This window comes from Halorubrum halophilum (genome assembly GCF_000739595.1).
GTDB classification, from domain to species: Archaea; Halobacteriota; Halobacteria; order Halobacteriales; family Haloferacaceae; genus Halorubrum; species Halorubrum halophilum.
This window is the reverse complement of sequence record NZ_BBJP01000050.1, coordinates 25,377-44,587: the sequence shown is the minus strand read 5'-3', so window position 1 is coordinate 44,587 and position 19,211 is coordinate 25,377. Positions and strand designations below refer to the sequence as shown.

At 56.4% G+C, this 19,211-nt stretch carries 19 protein-coding genes and 3 pseudogenes; 16 read left to right on the top strand and 6 right to left on the bottom strand.

Features of this window, described 5'->3' with window-relative positions; all coding sequences use genetic code 11:
• The first annotated feature begins 196 nt into the window (after positions 1 to 196).
• Positions 197 to 388 (top strand): DUF7342 family protein, encoded by a 192-nt coding sequence (locus ACP96_RS20050; protein ID WP_449272143.1) that lies wholly within the window; start codon positions 197 to 199, stop codon positions 386 to 388.
• Between the two features lie 66 nt (positions 389 to 454).
• On the opposite strand, the gene ACP96_RS18805 is transcribed toward ACP96_RS20050, so the two are convergent.
• A complete protein-coding gene (locus ACP96_RS18805; RefSeq protein WP_154020481.1) occupies positions 455 to 1,513 on the bottom strand; it encodes a DUF6166 domain-containing protein in 1,059 nt (352 codons plus the stop codon).
• Positions 1,514 to 3,255: 1,742 nt separating this feature from the next.
• Here ACP96_RS18805 and ACP96_RS13970 point away from each other — a divergent pair.
• From ACP96_RS13970 to ACP96_RS18800, 3 genes are all read left to right on the top strand, one after another.
• Positions 3,256 to 5,625 (top strand): ATP-binding protein, encoded by a 2,370-nt coding sequence (locus ACP96_RS13970; RefSeq protein WP_050033770.1) that lies wholly within the window; start codon positions 3,256 to 3,258, stop codon positions 5,623 to 5,625.
• A gap of 466 nt (positions 5,626 to 6,091) precedes the next feature.
• Complete coding sequence (locus ACP96_RS13965) at positions 6,092 to 7,276, top strand: orc1/cdc6 family replication initiation protein (RefSeq protein ID WP_050033769.1); 1,185 nt, start codon at positions 6,092 to 6,094, stop codon at positions 7,274 to 7,276.
• A 72-nt stretch (positions 7,277 to 7,348) separates the two neighbouring features.
• A complete protein-coding gene (locus tag ACP96_RS18800) occupies positions 7,349 to 7,567 on the top strand; it encodes a hypothetical protein (RefSeq protein WP_154020479.1) in 219 nt (72 codons plus the stop codon).
• Positions 7,568 to 8,205: 638 nt separating this feature from the next.
• Here ACP96_RS18800 and ACP96_RS13960 read toward each other — a convergent pair.
• Both ACP96_RS13960 and ACP96_RS13955 read right to left on the bottom strand, forming a co-directional pair.
• Positions 8,206 to 8,544 (bottom strand): HepT-like ribonuclease domain-containing protein, encoded by a 339-nt coding sequence (locus ACP96_RS13960; protein WP_050033768.1) that lies wholly within the window; start codon positions 8,542 to 8,544, stop codon positions 8,206 to 8,208.
• On the bottom strand, positions 8,541 to 8,831 hold the full coding sequence (locus tag ACP96_RS13955; protein WP_050033767.1) for a nucleotidyltransferase family protein: 291 nt from the start codon (positions 8,829 to 8,831) through the stop codon (positions 8,541 to 8,543). The genes ACP96_RS13960 and ACP96_RS13955 overlap by 4 nt, the downstream gene beginning before the upstream one ends.
• An 83-nt stretch (positions 8,832 to 8,914) precedes the next feature.
• Between ACP96_RS13955 and ACP96_RS18065 the strand changes: the two are divergent.
• Positions 8,915 to 9,082: pseudogene (locus tag ACP96_RS18065) on the top strand (zinc ribbon domain-containing protein); the annotation flags it as partial.
• 46 nt (positions 9,083 to 9,128) lie between these two features.
• Here the strand turns inward: ACP96_RS18065 and ACP96_RS18060 are convergent.
• A pseudogene (locus tag ACP96_RS18060) lies at positions 9,129 to 9,629 on the bottom strand (RNA-guided endonuclease InsQ/TnpB family protein); the annotation flags it as partial.
• Between the two features lie 182 nt (positions 9,630 to 9,811).
• Between ACP96_RS18060 and ACP96_RS13945 the strand changes: the two are divergent.
• The 10 genes and pseudogenes from ACP96_RS13945 (at position 9,812) to ACP96_RS13910 (ending at position 15,660) form a co-directional block, all read left to right on the top strand.
• On the top strand, positions 9,812 to 10,183 hold the full coding sequence (locus ACP96_RS13945) for a MarR family transcriptional regulator (protein WP_050033765.1): 372 nt from the start codon (positions 9,812 to 9,814) through the stop codon (positions 10,181 to 10,183).
• Positions 10,180 to 10,509 (top strand): annotated as a pseudogene (locus tag ACP96_RS18055) (type II toxin-antitoxin system PemK/MazF family toxin); the annotation flags it as partial. The gene ACP96_RS13945 and the pseudogene ACP96_RS18055, both read left to right, overlap by 4 nt.
• Positions 10,510 to 10,605: 96 nt before the next feature.
• Entirely contained in the window at positions 10,606 to 11,139 is a 534-nt protein-coding gene (locus ACP96_RS13940; RefSeq protein ID WP_050033774.1) for a DUF7342 family protein, read from the top strand.
• Between the two features lie 8 nt (positions 11,140 to 11,147).
• Positions 11,148 to 11,582, top strand: a complete 435-nt coding sequence (locus tag ACP96_RS19940) for a hypothetical protein (protein WP_082222570.1) — start codon at positions 11,148 to 11,150, stop codon at positions 11,580 to 11,582.
• A 915-nt stretch (positions 11,583 to 12,497) separates the two neighbouring features.
• Positions 12,498 to 13,118 carry a hypothetical protein gene (locus ACP96_RS18050; protein ID WP_161785365.1) on the top strand — a complete coding sequence of 207 codons (621 nt, stop codon included), beginning with the start codon at positions 12,498 to 12,500 and terminating at the stop codon, positions 13,116 to 13,118.
• 178 nt (positions 13,119 to 13,296) lie between these two features.
• Complete coding sequence (locus ACP96_RS13925) at positions 13,297 to 13,599, top strand: hypothetical protein (protein ID WP_050033772.1); 303 nt, start codon at positions 13,297 to 13,299, stop codon at positions 13,597 to 13,599.
• Complete coding sequence (locus ACP96_RS18045; RefSeq protein WP_082222568.1) at positions 13,600 to 14,112, top strand: hypothetical protein; 513 nt, start codon at positions 13,600 to 13,602, stop codon at positions 14,110 to 14,112. It begins immediately after the preceding gene.
• Positions 14,113 to 14,285: 173 nt separating this feature from the next.
• A complete protein-coding gene (locus ACP96_RS13920; protein ID WP_050033763.1) occupies positions 14,286 to 14,552 on the top strand; it encodes a hypothetical protein in 267 nt (88 codons plus the stop codon).
• A gap of 140 nt (positions 14,553 to 14,692) precedes the next feature.
• Positions 14,693 to 15,220, top strand: a complete 528-nt coding sequence (locus ACP96_RS13915; protein ID WP_050033762.1) for a winged helix-turn-helix domain-containing protein — start codon at positions 14,693 to 14,695, stop codon at positions 15,218 to 15,220.
• On the top strand, positions 15,220 to 15,660 hold the full coding sequence (locus ACP96_RS13910; protein WP_050033761.1) for a hypothetical protein: 441 nt from the start codon (positions 15,220 to 15,222) through the stop codon (positions 15,658 to 15,660). Before ACP96_RS13915 ends, ACP96_RS13910 begins: the two co-directional genes overlap by 1 nt.
• 337 nt (positions 15,661 to 15,997) lie before the next feature.
• Here the strand turns inward: ACP96_RS13910 and ACP96_RS19620 are convergent, their stop codons facing one another.
• Entirely contained in the window at positions 15,998 to 16,426 is a 429-nt protein-coding gene (locus tag ACP96_RS19620) for a type IV pilin (protein ID WP_082222567.1), read from the bottom strand.
• A gap of 245 nt (positions 16,427 to 16,671) precedes the next feature.
• On the opposite strand from ACP96_RS19620, the gene ACP96_RS13905 reads away from it, so the two are divergent.
• Positions 16,672 to 17,439: a hypothetical protein gene (locus tag ACP96_RS13905; RefSeq protein ID WP_050033760.1), complete on the top strand. Its 768-nt coding sequence runs from the start codon at positions 16,672 to 16,674 to the stop codon at positions 17,437 to 17,439.
• Positions 17,440 to 17,565: 126 nt separating this feature from the next.
• Here ACP96_RS13905 and ACP96_RS13900 read toward each other — a convergent pair whose 3' ends face one another.
• Positions 17,566 to 18,939 (bottom strand): ATP-binding protein, encoded by a 1,374-nt coding sequence (locus ACP96_RS13900; protein WP_050033759.1) that lies wholly within the window; start codon positions 18,937 to 18,939, stop codon positions 17,566 to 17,568.
• Between the last annotated feature and the right edge of the window lie 272 nt (positions 18,940 to 19,211).

The following is a 19,211-nucleotide window of genomic DNA, read 5'->3' as shown; positions in this document are numbered from 1 at the left end:
AGAGTGGACAACTAGCGATTATGAGAAAGTCCTGATTAAGACTAACGACCGCGTGGCATATCCGACTGGAATGTCGCCGGTGGATTGTCGGTCAAAATGTCGGATTCATCCCGCGCCTAGAGGCGCGGGTATTCTCCTTGCCCTCTATAATTTGCGTGGGAGTAGAACTATTTCTGTCGATCTAGTACCATAGCGTATGTCACCTGCGAACCCACCCGACGACCCGGACTGGATGGAGACCTGGAAAGAACACACATCGGCGTTTGATCGAGTGAAGTCAGTGACGATGATGCTCTCGGAGCCGCAATCCGCATCGTGGATCGCGGAGCAGGCTGCCGTTTCCCCGAATACGGCACGGGATCATCTCTGCCGGCTTGTCAATCTCTGAGTTGTGACAGCAACCGATGACAAACTACAACACCTGGACAGCTGACCACAGCAGAAAGAACATCACTTAAGGAGGGTCTTCTTCGGAATATTCATTGTACCACTCTAAAATCTCATCTTCGACGATGCGCCATTGATCACTCTCTCCCATCTTTTTGTTACAAAACTTTCTAAAGCTTATAATCATGTCGTGATTAACCTGATTCGCACCAATTACATCAGAGAGCATCGCTGCTGCCAATTGCGTTGGGCCTGCACCACGATACCCCCAACTTAGACTGCCGGATGATGAATAATCATACAGGTCAGTCCGTGGATCTAAGTGGTGACCATTCACTGAAACTATGCGCCGGTTTTCTGTTGTATATCGGCCGTCATACACCGATTTGAAATAGTGATCGGCGTCAAATTCAAGGCTGCTACTATCTCTGTTGATACGTTCTGTGGCTTTTTCGATGTTCTTCCGAATCGTCTGTGTTGATTTCTCTCGTTCTGTCGCCCAGTTTGGAATGGTCTTGTTTTGAATTTCGACCATCCAATAATCAAGCGCCTGTGTTGGGGAAATTCCTTTTTTGATCAATTCAGTTAGTAGTGTCTCCATGGACTGGGTCGCATGAGCCCAGTGTTGTGGTACGTTGATTATCCATGTATCTCCCTCTCGGGGGGGTTTCTCAGTGAAGCTCCTGAAAATCTTATTTGCCATTCTAGAATGGAGCTTGTGAATAAGTGAGAGATCACATTCAAAATTAATGTTGTCACTGAGCCCTTCAGTGAGTATTCCATCACGATCGTCAAAAATAACATAACTCGATGACTGCCAGAGAAGGTGAATATCATCACTGCCAGTCATCGTACACCCGAGAATATACTTCAGATTTTTTTGGAGTGTCTTTTGAGTATCTTTCAAATCACTGTTGACCACCTGTGATTCGTTGTTTAATTCCGTTTTAATACCCAGATCTGGATCTTCGGTGATGTCTGTGATGTGTTGACGAAGCGTATTCATGAGTGTCTCTTCGTCAATTGGATGATTTACATTCATACTCTCATCTTCTTTTCCACCTCCAAAAATATCGACGGTACGGTGGTTGAGTACAACAAGAAGAAGCCCCAGATATAAATACATATTTTATAGCATAAAATCAAGTACAATTCCGAACGAGAAAGGTGATTTTAATACTATTTCTGTATCATTCCCCTGCAAAAGAACTATAAGCCATACTGTAGTACGCATCTACTGCAAGAATGCAACAGGAGCATAATGCGTCAGTCGACACTGGATGTACAGTCAGCTCTGGGTCTCTCACAGATCCGGATCAAACAACCACGAGGAGCAATCCGACAGTAATCAATCCTCATCAGTCCACTCGGATCTGGTGCAATCAGGGAGAGTCAGATGAGTAGCACGGATGAAAGCGGACTGCCCCACTGGTTAAAAAACATCCCACCAGAGGTGGTTCTGCTGGGACTAGAACTCCTGATCTTGTGGATGGTGATACCCAGCACTGGCCTGTGGATCCTGTCCAAAAAGGCTCTCATTATCGTGGTGCTGGGGCTGAGTATTCTCCTAGCATCCGTGGTGTACGTCTATGCTGAGCTCATTCTGTGGCGGGGTGTCGGATTTATCACCTTGATTGGGCACGCAAAGCGCAAGAATCTGGCCCACCGGCGCAAAAATCCTAACCAGCCGTCACTCTTGGACGCATGCGTCAGCCGGGGTGTCTCGTGGGCACGTCACATCCGAGACAGAACCAACGCCGTGTGGACGAAGACTCGGCGTCGGATCACTCCAAACGATGAGTAACTCCCCCACATCTCTCAACCCACCGGTCGTACAGCTCAAGCCGGAGAAGCTCGCTGACTACTCGCTACACGACTTGATATTCAAGCAAGGGAGTTGTAACCTGCCGGGGAATTTGGCCGTTACACTCGGGTTTCACGCACCGCCGGGAGCTGGTCCGACCCCCGGCCAAACAACGACGGGAGTCGCACAGGTCATCCCCGAACAGAGTGACACCGCAGCCCACCAGTCGATCACCGCGGAGTCACCGCTCATCGACACTGCTCAGCGTCAAGACATCACTCATCCAGTCTCGCTGCAAAAGTCACTCGGTGACATTATCGCTGCCAGAACACTGACAGTCAAAACAACCCAGTCACCGCCGTCACGCATCCCTATTCCCGGCGGCTCCGAATCACTCGAGACACACATTGATTCCGCCGCGGGCACAATCGGTGAGGCCGTCTCGCGAATGCGTACCAGTCCGCATGACATCTATCTACAGGTGCTGATCGTATCACTGGGCACCACAGATGTCCCGGTACGGGAGACAAACCACGCTACGGAAGAGCACGGCCCAACACCGACACACGAGCAGTCCATTGACGAGGACGGTGACCGTGTCCGCACCACAGAAGAACGTATCTACGGTGTTGGCGTCACAGCCGCAGTCGGCCAACCAACCACGCAATCGGCACGGCAAGCCCGTCTGTCCCCGGATCGCACGGCAGCAAACGTGCTTGCTCCGTTTGGGACTAAACGGTCGGAAACCGGCTTCATTACGGTTGCGCGCGAACCAGCACATGTTCGTGAACGGCTGGAGAACCCGGATACGAGAGCGTTCGGAACTGGAATGTGGAGCGTGATACAGGCATCCAAAATCGCTCCAACAGAGATGCTCCAACGGTATTTTTCGCTGTCAGGAAGACCGGGAATGCCACGCGTCTGTGAGTCAGATCTGGGCTGGTTCATCGGTGGAGCAAGATAGATACATGACTGATAACGTGACGGTTGATTCACTACGCCATCAGACTCCCTCACCTGACACGTTAGCGCCGTATTTAGACGCTCCGTTACAGATCGGTGAGGTGTACACTGCAGACAGCGGGTCTCCTGTTTCAATCGGCGTCCCGCTCGACCGCCAACGCCGGCATATCGCCCACATCGCTGCTGCGGGCACCGGCAAAACCATCACCGCCCAGCGGGCAGTCCTCTCGAATATGCAAGCGACCGACGGGATCGACATCGTCGTCGACCCGAAGGGTGGCTTTGCTGATGGGTTCTTGCCGATGGCGTATCACGAGACGGGGACACTTGAAGACGTCACGGTGATCACAGCGTCGACCGAGATGCTGCGACTTCCCTTATGGGATTTGCGGCCGTTTCTCGACGCTGACCTCGATATCGGGCGCTCGCGGCTGATCGAGATCGTCGTCAACGCCGGCATGGAGGTGCTGAAGAGTGCAGCCGACTCTCCGGAGTCCTTCGAGAGTGCCGGGCAATCACTGGAACTGATCCAAACGTTACTGACGGCATCGTTCAGGGCTGGTGCTGATACCGTCTCGCTTCAGGACCTACTCGAACGGCTCGGTGATGTCGAAAACAGGGCGCTCTCACTATCAGTCTCCGACCCACTGTTCGCAGCGTATCTCGAGGCAGAGACAAGCGCCGATGCACGGACGCGTCGGGCGATCGTCGGTGGGGCTCGCCGCCGACTTGCGCCGTTGATTCGTGATGAGCTGCTGGCGAACGCCGTTGGCACGCCGCCTGATGACCCCACCCACCAGTTCGATGTCGTCGACGCGCTCGACCGCGATGCGGTCATCATCATCGATACGGCCGGGCTTGATGCGCCCCACCGGGAACTAATCATTCGGACGATCACCGCCCGCGTCTTCGCTGCCGGGCGCTTGCGGCAACTCGATCAGGGACGCGACGACCAGCCGCTCGCAAACATCTACCTCGATGAAGCGCACGTCCTCGGAGATAGTGACGTGTTGTTAGATCTGCTCTCCGAGGGGCGCGCCTTCGGCATCTCGCTGTATCTGATGAGCCAAGAGTTGGCACAGTTTGGTGAGGAAGCCCAATCGCACATCGAAACCAACGTTGGGACAGTCCTCACGGCACAATCCGATACCGCGATGGCACACGCAATCGCCAGAGGACCCTACAGCGCCCGACAAGCCGAACATCTCGTTGGCCGCATCCCGGCAGGTGACTGGCTCGTCCGGTTCCGGCCACACCGCGGGCACGCCGTTCCGGATCCGTTTGTCATCAGTGCGGGAGCACTCCCACAGAGCCACCCCGAACACCCAGAACACGACGCGCTTTCGCCGGCTCGCCGTGAGGCGTGTGCGGACGCGATCGATGCCTGTCGCACGCGGAGTCGTAACGACACCCGGGTCGTCACGGCATCGACGGAGACGCCGTCAACGACTGACACCGAAAAAATCACCCGCGGACTCACGCACACACTTTGGCTCCCAGCCGTCGATATTCCACCGGGCGCCACCTACGACGACGCCACAGACACACTGCGGTGTGCTGACTGTGGCGAGGAGTTCCTCGTAAGCTTCCCAAAACTGCGTGCGGCGATTCGGCACTGTGAGCCCGATATCGATCTCTCGACGTGTGATCTCCCGATCACCGAGATCGGCCTCGAGACAGTCACGACTGAGGCGATCGAGTTGTGCCCGCTCTCGATCACCGAAGTCATGTTTCTGCGGCTTGTCGAGCGGGCCCGCCGCCGGGCGATCGATCACCGAGCGTGGGATGTCCGCGATCAATCGATGTACCCGCTCCGTGCGGCGGTCGGTCTCACGGGTGCCGAACCGAAAGAAGCCCTCGTTGAGGCGGGCTATATCACGCTCCAGTCGGATCTCCAAGGCGATTATTATAACCTCACATCCAAAGCACGAACCCTCCTCGAACGGCTGCGAAATGGCGGGGATCCACCCGAGCCCAAACGCGGCGACCCCGCCGAGTCCGTCCTCCACATCAAAGGCGTCGAGTTGGCGGCACAGGCGCTAGAAACAGGCTGTGAAGACCCGGACCTCCCGATCGAGGAAGTGGAACGCTACTGGGTGCCCCCTGAATCGGAAGCCCGGATCGACGTCGTCGGACTCGATGCCGACGGCCAGCCACGTGTCTGCGTCGAAGTCGAACGCTCCACTCACGATCTGTCGACCGGTGTCCTCGAAGACGCCGATGCGATGGCAGCGTGTGACCCCGATGCGAGTATCTGGGTCGTCACGAACCGCTCGCTTGGACACACCGTCGTCGATCATCTCGCGAGCCCCGCATCGGGGCGCCCGCGGATCGACCTTGATCCGGCGGATCTGCTCAGTCCGAGCACGGCCCTTGCGAAATACGATCTTACTGCGCCGGGCTGTTCGGCGGTGATGACCTACGGCCAGCTCAACGTCCAGACGATCCGTGACGCATTCACTCCGTCGTGACAGGCCGCAGAAATCACGGAAAGCCGGGGAGAAATCCTCGCGCTTCAGCGCAGAGAGGATATCAAGTCATCACATGTTTCTAGGTTTGAGGACGAACCCAGAGACTTCGTGGAATACCCCCACCCCACTGGTTCCGCTGTTACGGTGGAAAAACGGGGAGTGAAAACAGAGCGTGTGTGTCCCCAAAACGGTAGTCTGTGATACTCATACTCACCCCACTGCTTCCGCTGTTAACGTGAATCTCTTTGGGCGGTGCGCTCGCGCACACAACCCCACTGCTTCCGCTGTTAGTATAGAGAGACAGATCCATCCACGAACCGAGTGAAGTACACCAGGGATACAGATGGATACGAGACACGGTGACGCTAACAGCGGAACCAGTGGGGATCAAGAGTACATAAATAAGCGTAACAACGGAAACAAAAGAAGTTATGGTTTTATACACTACTAACTAGATACTGTTCATATGGGTGACTTCTCGTTCACACCGAATAACTCCATCTTCGAGAATCGGGAGGCGCTTCTCGAAGAGTGGACGCCAGATAGTCTCGTCGGGCGCGACGAAGAGCTCACCCGGTACCACGCGGCCCTCCAGCCGGTCATCAACAACGAGACTCCCTCGAACGTCTTTCTCTATGGAAAGAGCGGCGTCGGAAAGACTGCAGCCACGCGCTATCTTCTCCGTACGCTCAAAAGGGACGCAACCAACGTGCCGGAACTCAAGCTCACAACGATCGAAGTCAACTGCGACGGGCTGAACACATCCTACCAAGTGGGTGTGAAGCTAGTCAACGAACTACGTGAGCCGGGACGGCAGATATCCAATACAGGGTATCCACAGGCGAGTGTGTATGAATTCCTTTTCGACGAACTCGATGCGAGCGGGGGGACGGTGCTCATTGTGCTTGACGAAGTCGATCACATCGGAGACGATTCGCTGCTCTACAAACTGTCGCGCGCTCGCTCGAACGGTGACATCTGTGATGCGAAGCTCGGTGTCATCGGTATCTCGAACGACTTGGATTTCCGGACACAACTGTCTTCGAAGGTCCAGTCGTCACTCTGTGAAAAGGAAGTTTCCTTCAGCGCGTACGATGCAGACGAACTCCGGCTCGTACTTGAACAGCGTGAACGGGTCGCCTTTCAAGACGGTGTCCTCGAAGACGGGGTTATCGCGATGTGTGCAGCCTACGGGGCGAAAGACTCCGGTGACGCACGGAAAGCCTTAGATCTCCTCTTGGAGGCCGGCGACGTCGCACGCGAGAGTGGTTCCGATGTTGTAACCGAATCGTATGTACAGAAAGCCCGGGAGCGTGTTCAGATGGATCAAGTAGTCGAGGGGATACAGAACTACTCCCAGCACGGAAAACTCGTGTTGTACGCACTAGCACTCCTCCACGAACGTGGTGAAACGCCGGCACGAACGCGTGAGGTCGTAGACACATATCGGAGAGTCGCTCATTCAGAAGGGGTGAGTCCGGTTTCAGAACGGTCGGTCCGTGACTACCTAGGCGAGTTGGCACAATTGGGAATCACGAGTTCGACAGAACACAATCGGGGGAAGGATGGTGGGAAGTACAACGAACACCGGTTGGAGCAGTCCGTTTCGGCGGTGCGAAGTGGATTATCGACATTATTGGAGTCCGCGTGAATCGGAGTTCCGTCGGTTGTCCTGATCACAGTGGTGTCCGCTCGTGCTAACAGCGGAAGCGGTGGGGTGGGTGTGCAGGATCTCAACGTGATCGGCATCAAGAGCTGGCGCGTCGACGTGGTGTATCCCGAAGAGTGGGATCGGGTCACGGAGTCGCTTCAGGCGAAAGACCTAGCAATTGACATCCTCCCCGCGCTGAAGCGGAGGATTCCTTCGTGGGACAGCACGCCGGTCGTGTGCCCCCGAAGGCACCCTGACCGAGACCACCGGGGTCTCGGCTGTGGTTTGTGAGTAGTGCGTCAGGCCTCCGAATGGAGGCGTGGTGTGCTTGGGTATCTGCTTGCACCTCACAGGCCGTGCCATCGACCTGACTCACCCGCGAAGGGCGAGTAGAACATCCGACGCAGGGTTGCTTTTTGTTGACGGAGACCCCAATCCAACTCCAATTTTCGCCTGGTGTGCTTACGTTACAATATACTGTCAAGCGTTATAAAACTCGTGTTTAGTGTCTCTGTTGTCGGATTCATCCCCGCGCTAAACAGTAGTTGCCGAACCTCACAACACGTCTCATATCGAGGATACTGGTCATCAAACTCGGTGTATTCTATTTATATATCTCTTTATTACGTATATAACTGAAGACCGTTGTTCACACCCGATCGGTGACTGATACGGGCCGATTCGGCAACCACTGTAAAGCGCGAGGCTTTCTCCTCGATTTTCCGTAACAACCGCGAGAAGGGGCGCTCTAGGGAGGACCCTCCGACGTCTCGATCGAGCTGTTTTTGGCAGACTCTGGATGTACCGCAAACCATGCCTGCGCTTCCGAGATGGGCGTAGCATTCTCGGATTGTGTAGCCATGGTCGGTCCTGAAGTGTTCACTACGAACGTCATGGAGGACCTCACTACATTACTGTGCGTTGCGATGTCATTCAATTTCGTCTCGAACGGACTCGATCTGTGCTCCTAAGGTTGGCACCTCTTCTTGGATAGTTGTCCAGACAATTTGTAATTCGACGGTTGCGTATCCGTGGATCAACTTATCACGCATTCCAGCCATTTCTGACCACGGCACATCATCATACTCTTGACGGATATCATCAGGAACGTTCTTCGCTGCCTCGCCGATCACCTCAAAATTCCGGAGTACTGCGTCGACTGTCTTTGGGTCGTCAACGAACTCTTCGTAGGTCATCCCTCTTGTATATCGCTTGATCTTCGCAACGCCGTCAAGAATATCATCTAGATAGTCCAGAACCGCTGTCATACCAAGACGAGATCGTCACTAACGCGAGTCTCTATCCGTGGCTTCAACGAATCTTTCGTCACCAGATCGACCTCGATACCAAGCTCGTCCGTCAGTTCGTTTTCCAACCGAACGAGATCGAACAATGTCACTGGTTTTTCGAACGCGACGAGTATGTCGAGGTCGCTGTCGGGCTGTTGTTCACCACGCGCATACGACCCAAAGATACCCAGCTCGCTGATCGGATACTCCTGCTCAAGTTTCGGCTTGAGCTGTGCAAGTCGAGTTGAGATATCTTCGGTTGCCATGGAATACCTACGGTTGCGCTGGGTAATTACGTTTGGGCAAAAATGACTCTTCAGATTCGAAACCGACATGATCGCCCGCCGGGACAAACTGGGGCAAGACCGGGAACAAGAGACTGCACTCGTGGCCGTTCGACCGTCTCTACCAGTACCTCGAATACAAAGGTGAGATGCGCGGTGTTGAGGTGCTGAAAGAGAACGTGTGGAACACCTCGAAAACGTGTTCACGGTGTGGGGACGACACAAAATCGAACTGAGTTCGGATTGTCGCTCGGGGAGACTCATGTGAACTACCCCGACCTACTCACTTGCCGCTGGCGCGGCTCGTTCCTTGAGGTCGGGGCTTCCTGTTTCCACGACGCGCTTTGCAGATACGGATGTATCCACAGGGAGCGCAGTCTCCACAGGCGTTGATTCGGAGTATCCCACTTCTACATCTTCGAGGCCGCGAGAAAGAATGTTCCACGCCGCGTTCGCGTCCCTGTCCGCCTCAAACCCGCAGGCAGGACAAGAGTGTTCGCGGACCCACAACGGCTTGTCCGTCGAGACGCCACAGGACGCGCACTCCTTGGTCGTCCCTCTCGGGTTGACCGCCACGAAGTGCGCCCCCTCTCGCTTGCACTTGTATTCGAGCAACGAGAGGAACGTTCGCCACGCCGCCGACGCCGTGTTGTGGCTGTTCGACGGCGACTCCATCATCCCCTTCACGTTCAGGTCTTCGACCGCCACGAGGTCGTACTCTCGTGCGTAGTACGCCGAGAGTTTGTGTAAGAAGTCACGGCGCTTCCGTCGGAGGTCGGCGCTCGCTGAGGAAGGGGGCTTAGCGCCTCAATTCAGCTAAACCCTCTCCAGACAGCAGTTGGGTCCCGTCAGATTCGAGATTGTCTCCCCATCCAACGGGGTGGATGAGTCATCCCTTTCAACATTTTCATTACTTTCACGCCGAACGCTTTTTACAGTCGATGCCGTATTCCTAGTCAACAATGTCGATTGACCGAGACACCTTCGAAAACACGAGCAAGGAAGAGCTTGCGGGCCTTTCGGTCCCAGATCAGGTTCTCGGGTTTCTCGCTGCCAACGAGGATCGGGCGTTCAAGGCCCGCGAAATCGCCTCCCAGATCGGCGTCGATGAAGGGGCGGTCAGCACCGCACTCTCACGGTTGAAAGACCGTAGTCTGGTCGAACACAAGGCGACGTACTGGGCGGTGACTACCGACACAGAGCGCCTCGAAGGATACAGCGGGTACGAGCGGGCGACCGCCCTGTTCAACGACCAACTTGGTGCGGAAGACCCGGAGGCGTGGCGTGAGCATGCACCTGATGAATCTCACCCAAGCGTCGAGGACGAACAGTGACCGACGAAAAGGCTCCAATTTTCGAGCGTGGCGACATCGTCTATGGAGATGATCCGTTCAACGGTGAGGAGGACGCTCGGCCCTGGCTCATTCTCTCGAACCACGAAGGCCGTCCGTTCCACGGCGACCAATATATCTCGCTAACGTTGACATCGAAATCTTGGATGGATGGACTGATGGAGATTCCAGAGACGAGTTGGGTTCGTGGTGGAACACCAGATGAAAGTCGGATCGTTCCATGGGCCATCCAGTCGATTGACCACGAAGACATCGACTTCTGGCAAGGCCGTATTGACAGCGACCTTGTTGACCAGGCGGTAGCTGCACGCCTCGGTTCCAACCAGCAGGTACTAGAACAATACTCGGCTCAGGAAATTATTCCTCGAAGAAAGAATTATATCTGTAGCCTCGAAAGAGCGCGTATGCCCGACACAGCGTCCACAGACGGGCCCCCCTCTTTCGATGACCCGTTTAGCGGGGACGACGTCGAACAGCGTATCTATGGAACTATCCTCCAGACTCGGGAACCATCGACGGCGAGTGCTATCGCCGAGCGAGTAGAGTGTGACCCGAAAACCGCCCGAAAGTACCTTAGCTGGTTCTCGGATCTCGGCATCGCGACACGCCATGACGGTCATCCAACCACCTATGAACGCAACGACGCATACTTCGAATGGCGACGCATCAACCAACTCGCCGCAGACCACTCTATCGAAGAACTACAGGCACGCGTACACGAGCTGACGACGCGAGTTGCTGAGTACGAGGACACGTACGATGCCGCAACACCGGCTGCGGTTGACGCCGTGGCTATGGCGGAGGCGAGTGACGAACGAACGATCGACGCCGTGTACAGTGACCTCGCCGACTGGGCAACCGCACGGGAAGAACGTGAGCGTTACGAACGCGCTCGCCAGCAACGTGCCAGCGCCGACGGCGAACAGGCCTCGGGGTAGCTCGCTGGATGGTGCCACCAACAGGCGATGGCGGGAGCCCTGCTCCCATCGATCGGCCGATACTCGAGTTCCTCCAGACGCGTCTCCGAGCGACACAGCAAGTCGAACAAGCGACTATCACGAACGCCAGTGGCCACCTCGAACTTCATGTTGCATTCGTATCATCGTACTATCCAGCGACCGTCAGCGAGGCGGTCCTGGCTGTCCGCTGGTACACGAATGACGACTTCAAGATTCAGTATCGAGAGACGCACCCCGAGAGTGCCTGGGAATGCCGGTGGGACCGCCATCCGAATCCCCACAACACACGAAACCACTTCCACCCCCCGCCCGCTGCCCCGACGCCCGGTAACGACGCCTCTTGGCCGACAGACCATCGCGACGTGCTGACGCTAGTCCTCGACGAGATCGAAGAGCGGATCGTCGCCATCTGGAGCGAATGAACATCGACCGCCACGAGGCACGTTCCGGACTCGCCAAGAACCGCGCGTGAGCGCCGTTCACGTTGACGGCCACCGGCAATGGATCGTCGACGACGCGTCCACGCGGGCCACGGCACGTTCACTATCTGCGGCGGGGCCATCAAACAGGGAACCCACCAGCGCCCCGCTGGTGACGCCTCGACAGCCCTCGACGCCCAACCGAAACAGCGCTTCGACCACCGTCCGTAGCGGGTGTAACCACGGCGACACAGCGGACTGGTTGGAGATGCAGCAACGCACAGCGACAGCTACAGCACTCGACAAGGGAACAGCCCACCACACTGCACTTCCGATTGCTCTGTTGAATAGCGGTGCCATCAGCAAATGCCGGAATGAGAAGCAGCGTGTGAGGGGTTGCTGTAGGTGATCCTAAAGTGGAGGACACTTTGTTTCGACTCAGAGGACGCTATTCAACACAGCAACGACTCAGCTACTTCGGCACCTACTGTGAAGCCGTGGGAGGATGTCAATGGAGTCACTCGTCTCGATCCCGCAATATGGTGTATCTGGATGGAGACGGTCACGTGTGCTACCGGAACTCACTGTACACGCTACAAACAACACCCGGCTATACGTTGAACACGTATGGAAACTAGTGAGACAACAGGGACCGAGTTGGCAGCCGATCCGAATACGCGACAGCGTCTTGCGCTGACACTCACTCCAAATGCTATCCCTCCACGAGTTGGAGAAGCACTCTTGTTGCAATTCGTGAGTGCGCCAGTACCAGCTGTCACACAAGAGAGACGCCCGCTTCATCTCGGTCTCGGACTCGACAGACGATACTCATCGAGGTCCATAGCTGCCGAACTGCGTACCGTCACTGATGGTGCCGTCGGTCTCATCCCCTGTGAAGCGGCCGACCGAACCGCTGCCATGTACACAAACGCTGGCGGCCCCCTCACAGATCCACAGACCGCGTTGACGGTGTATTCGACGATCAGATTTGCTGACCCAGAACTCCAGACAGCAATTTCACAAGGGATGCGGACTGGCAACGTCCCGACATGGACTGCTGAGGACACCCACTCGGCGCCGGGAGCCATCACCATGACCTGGTGTACTGGCCCCCATCAGCGCGATGATAACTACGCCGAGATCGTCCCACAACTAGCGACGGCACTTGATGTTGTGGTCACCGCTGATCTCACAACCGATCGCTGGCTCAACAGCGCCACACCGAATCAGATTGAGCCGGTTGAGCCCGCGTTCGCCGGCGCGTATCTCAACTACGCCCGACAGCTGACAACAACACTCACCACGGAGGCCCGCGACCATCTTGAGCGGGAGTATACCGCATCTGAAGCCGCAAGGTGTACCGGAGCCGATAACACAGGGTCATCGATGCGGACCGCCACGACAGACATCCTCGAACGACTCGCTATTGCGAGTGCGCGACTCGAACACTCCGAAACGGTCACCCCAGCACACGTTGAGACGGCGAGGCGACTGTATGCCACCACCGTACACGAGATCGAAGAGAAAGCCAACGCCTGAATAGTAGGTGCCGAAGTAGCTAAGTCGCCGTTTTCGTTTTCGGCGACCAATCTATGGTATGATCCACGCAACTGAGGCGAAACAACTGTCTCGTGCTGCTTCTTCGCTGCTATTCACAAAGTGGCTCACATCGTACACACGAAAACACGTAAGTACGTTGGCTCACATTGTACACATAATGAGCGCCGAGAAAAAGCGCGTACAATTTCGAGCCCCCGATCGTCTCATCGATCGGGCTGATGCACTCGCCGCAGTTCTCGGAGAAGATCGGACAGACATCCTCGTCACTGCGCTTCGAGAGTATCTCCAAGACGCGACGCACGACGATACACTCATCCAAGAGATCGCTGCTGCGTACTACGACGACGAGATCGCCTACGAGCAGCTCAAAGCACTCGTTGGGGCCGAAAAAGCTGCCAATCTCCGTGTGTTGAAACAGCAGCTGGACGACGGTTTCATTGACGAGGTCGCCGACGCATAGATGGTAGCGCTTGTCGCAGACACATCTGCTCTCGTGAGTCTGGGTATCGTTTCGAACTCCGACCCAACTCCACTCTCACTCTGTTTCACCCACTATGATGTGTTCATCCCGGCAGCGGTCGTCGAAGAACTCCAAGAGATTGCTTCGTACGATGATCAGCATGGGCAAGCGGCAACCGCAGTCCTTGATCGAACTACTGAGCTCACAGTCCGATCAGTAGATCTGGATACCGAGTTCCCACTCGATGATGGCGAAAACGCTGCCATTACACTTGCAAACGAAATAGATGCCACGCTCTTCCTCTGTGATGAATTCAATCGTCTTGGTCTCATTCACGCCTCACTGGTCGATACGCGACTCGTGACGACGCCAACACTGCTCTCGGTATTCGTTCGAACAGAGCAATTGACGCCTGAGAAGGCACGCACTCTCCTCGAGAACATCAGCATCGCTCGAAGTTGGAACGCGAACAGCTACGTCCAGCGAGCACGCTCACTACTTGAGGACGTCTAGCGGCAAACCCTCGGCCCACTGCCACTGGAAGTGCCAGCCAAGGTGACCGGGATCAGAGAATATCTACGCCGAGTCGGTATCTGCAAGAGTGTCGATATCGCCGGACTCGATGCCGACAGCCAGCCACGCGTCTGTGTCGAGGGCGAACCCTCCACACACGATCTGTCGCGGGCGTGCTCGAAGACGCCGATGCGATGGCGGCGTGTGACCCCGATGCGAGCATCTGGGTCGTCACCAAACGCCCGCTTGGACACACCGTCGTCGATCACCTCGCGAGTCCCGCGTCGGGGCGCGCGCGGATCGAACTTGACCCAGCGGACCTGCTCAGCCCGAACACAGCGCTTCCAAAGTACGATCTCACTGCGCCGGGCTGTTCGGAGGTGGTGACCGACGGCCAGATCGACGCCCAGACGATCCGTGACGCACTCACTCCGTCGTGACTAGTCGCAGGCATCCGCCTTGCTGTTCGGTGAAGCGTCCGTAGTCCCTGTCGCTGTCTCAAGAATACTGGAGCCACCTACTGGCACAACAATAATTTCTCCGAGAAACATATATTATGATCGAGCACGGACTTTCCCCTATGGGTTCCGACTCCGATCCTGAGACGCTCAGTAGCGCCCGTGACGGGTGGAAGCGGTCGACAACAGCATTAGAGCGTGTCCACCAGACGATTGAACAAACGACATCGCCGAAAACCGCGGGCGACATTGCCGATAAAGCCCTTGTGAGCGAGCCGACTGCGCGAAAACATCTCAACTCGCTCGTAGAGGTTGGAACGGCGACTGCAATAGAAGACGGTACTGGAACGAAGTACACGCGCAACGAGGACACGCTTCTCTACCAGAGGCTCCGGGAGCTATCGACAGACCACAGTAGAGAGGCCCTGATCGAAAACGTCCAGACAATGAAACAGCGAATTCGGGACTTCGAGGAAACGTACGACGCCGTGTCTCCGGAGGAACTCGCGACTTCGCTGGAGAGCAATCCCTCTACAGGGGCATGGGAGGCAGTCTCTGAGTGGCAGACGACTGAACGGAACCTCCACATTGCTCAAGCCGCGATCAACTACAGTCGAGCCCGCGACCTTGGCGCGGCGACACAGGACTGATGGCCGGCGACATCGCCGGCCCTGTTGGGCCCGTCGATTCCGTTGTGCTTCAGCAGATTCGGGACGTACTCGTGAACGAGGAACCACTTGTCGACTCTGCGGCAGTCGACGATCCGGTGAATCCGACCGAACTCGTCGTTGAATTTTCGTCCGGGCTGGATACACCGGGCCGAATGGAGATTACGTGGTGGAAGAGTGGGACATACCGCTATCACTACACGGAGCCCGACGGGATCGATTTTCGATTCGACAACCACCCGAAAGAGAACGCACCCGACGCGCACTTCCATCCACCACCGGACGCCGGAGCTGCTGAGCCATCGTTTCTCGGCGAAGAAACCCAACTTCAGGTGATCACCCGAGCGGTGATCACCCGTTGGCACAAAATAGCGGTCGAGGGAGCAACTCTGGGCTCGCTCAACGTAGGTACTGGAGATTGAGTTCTCCCGCTACACACTCGTGGGGGAGAGCTATCGGCGTCGTTGTGATCGGTGAGCGGATTGATGGGACCACACAGCCCGCGCCGCCGGACGCCAACCCCGATGCCGTCGGCACGTTCGATCCGATAGGAAACTCCCGAGAAACGTGTCTGACGCGGGATCGTTCCGGGATATATCAAGAAAAAGAGTTGTTCCGTCGACTACGTCAGAAAAATCGGTGCTCACCTACTCCTCGTCGACGCTCAGGTTCGGGGATGTCGCACCCAATCCAGTAGCAGAGGCAACACGGGAATTCGGCCGTCGGCTTCAAAAATGGTCAGCAGACCAGGCTGGTTGATTACTCTGCTTCTGCTGCGAGAGTGAACGAACGGAGAACTGACTGCTCTCCACCCGGTCCAACCGCAACCACGTTGTAATCTCCTGGATCGTTAGGGTCGGTGGTAACGGTACTATCGAATGAAGCACTAGCTCCAGTACTGTTAAGCGAATCAGATCCGCGACTGGGAGTAACTGTACCACCGCTATTATTAACGACTTTTATGCTTTCGGCTGTCCCAGTGTTGGTGAGGGTGACGGTGACATTAGTTGTACCATCGCCATCAACAGTGACGCCGGCAGTAGCTGACCCGCCAAGTTGGTCACCGAGCCCAAGTACGAACGTCCCGATCACAGCCGCTAAAATTACAGTTATTGCGACCATGAGTATAACGCCTATAACGGGGCTGACGGCCCGTTCACTGTCCTGAAATGCTGATTTGGGGTTCATAGTTTCGTTGTGTCTCCAACGAGACAGATACGAAGATTAACCATACTCGGGCGCAGAGAAACAGGTGCCCATTGAGGCGCCCTGCACTGTGCAGCCGAGTCGGGTGGTCCCGCCACCCTGATCCTCGCTTTGTCTGTTGGTATGGATCAATTAACGCCGAGTACAGGCATAAACACATCGGCCCGAATCTCCGGTTTGAGAACGAGCCCGGAAGACGTATCTCTCAGGCTGTCAACAGACTGCATATGGAACCGACGGCGCGCTCGATCGCGCGGACCTACTCCGACCGCGTCTACCCCGACCCGTGGGAAAAGGTCGAGGACTACCAGCGCGTGCAAGCGTACGCCGCCGAGCATCCAAAGGCCGGCCGGACGGCCGTGGGGACCGCACTCGAACTACCGGCGGGGCGGGTTCGACCGTGGCTCAGCGGCGGGAAGCCCGATCCGGTGCGCGGGATCGAGACGGCGAGTGCGAATGGCTGGCTCGATCCCGACTGTGATATGGCCGGTGCGCTCGTCGAGCTGCTCGCGCACGTCCTCGCAGGTGGGAGTGTCGACCAGCGATTCGTCCCGGCAATCTCGACCGGGCGCCGGGTCGATCACGCGACGATCGAGGACGCGTTCGCGGCGGTCGGCGTCGACACACAACAACGACACGTCAACAGTGACGGACGCGCGACCGAACTATACCCAGCGACGGATGCCTCCGTCCTCGGCCGGTGTCTCGTCGCCATGGGCGCACCGCATGGCATGAAGACGGCTCTCGACGCCGTCCCGGCGAGTGTCTGGGAGAGTCCCGAGCCGATCCGGCAGCGATTCGTGGAGACGTACGTCGCACACCGTGGCGCACACCTCGAAGGGAAGGCGACGACGCGCGTCCAAGAGGAACGCCCGGCGTCGTACCTCGAAGACCTCTACGCGCTGATCGGCGAATGTGTCGAGGGCAACGTGTCGATCGGCGAGCGAGCAGTGACTATCTCGGCGGACGCCGCTCGCGAACTCGGCTTGTCGTAGCTCGATCGGAAGGTCTGTGCGCCAATTTCTCACCGACTCTTCAGGGCAGAGAGAATGTCAATGACTTGAGGATCTAAGACCCTTCCTCAAGGAACGAGCGAAGAGGATGAGAAGAGTGAGAGGGTGTCACTCAAACAGGCCAGCGAGATCGTCCAGCCCGTACAGAGATAAGTCAGGACGCTCATCAGCGATTGACTGTAACTCGTCGGTGAACCCGGCACGCGAGAAGAGCACATACCTCACGTTCCGGTCGTCTCCGTGCCACCGGACCGCTGACTCGAGTGCTGTGAGCTCGTCGAATAACGCACGACCGACGGGTGCTGACGTCCATTTGCACTCACCGAGCAACAGGGTATCTGTCTGTTGATCGATCCCAACGACGTCAATCTCCTCGCCGTCGTACCACCAGCGACCGACCCGCGAACAGGAGACGGGAAATCCGGATGTCTGAACCGCCTGCTGGCAGACAGTTTCGAAGGTCCGACTCGTGTGTCTCGGGAGTGTGTCGGCGATCGCCGCCCGGACTGGTTCCGTCCGTCCCTGCTCGAGCGTTCCCTGATTCGTTGCCACGTACCGGAACCAGAATCGAAGAAAATCATCTGTCAGTCGATACAGCCCACGACCGTCTGGATCTGTGACTGGATGCTCTTGCTCAAGGATCGCCAACTGTGTGAGGTTCTGGAGGTATCGAGAGAGGCTGCTTGCATCGTGGCCGATCTCGTTGGCGATCTCGGTGACACGAGTCGCTCCACCGGCGATAGCTTCGAGGATCGCTATGTATGTCGCGGGCTCGCGAAGCTCTTGCCGGAGCAGGAACTGTGGCTCCTCATAGAGGAACGCACCTTTCGAGAGGATAGCCTGTTCGATGTTCTCGAAGAGGCTCTGCTCGGTATCAAACTGTTCGAGATAGGCTGGAATCCCGCCCAGAACACTGTATATCTGGATCTGCGTCTCAATACCTGTGTTCGGAAAGAATGCGCGAGCATCTGAAAATGACAGCGGAGCGAGCTCCCACTGCCCGGTGCGGCGACCGTACAGCGGGCTCTCGTAGCTCAATACACCATCTTCCATCATCGAAATCGATGACCCCAACAGCACGAGAGAGATCTTCGTCTCGTCGAGGACTTCGTCAATAATTGTCTGAAACACCGAAGGAATGGTCTCGTCATCTGCTACGAGATACGAGAACTCGTCCAGTGCGACGACACACGGTCCGTCAACACGGGTTGTGAGATACTGAAACGCCTCTGCAAAATCCTCGACAGCCGGCGTGACATCATCGAACGTCTCGGCACACTGAGCCGCAAAACGCCGCGCATTATGATGCGACCCACGCTGATCACACAGATAGTATACCGAAGTCACCTCCAACTCCTCAAGTGCAGTCGTCACCAGCGTCGTTTTTCCGACTCGACGTCGACCATACAGCACGAGTAGCTGTCGTTCTTTTCGAGAAAGATGTGACGTGAGCCACTGCAACTCTCGCTCTCTGTTGATCATTATGCATTCGATAATATGATCGCGTTCATAATTAGTGTTCGGGTGCCTCTTGCAGACGTTGAGAAAAAACGGACACTCTAGAGAGACCCTCTGATGTCTCGATCGAACTGTGTTTCGCAGTCTCCAGATGTGCCGCGAGCCATGCCTGTGCTACCGAGACGGCCGTATCAATCTCGGATTGGCTGTGAACTATCCCATCCTACTCAGCCACAGGCGTTGCCTCGGTGAGGATCGGGCTTCCTGTTTCGATGATGCGACATCGACGCTGGCGA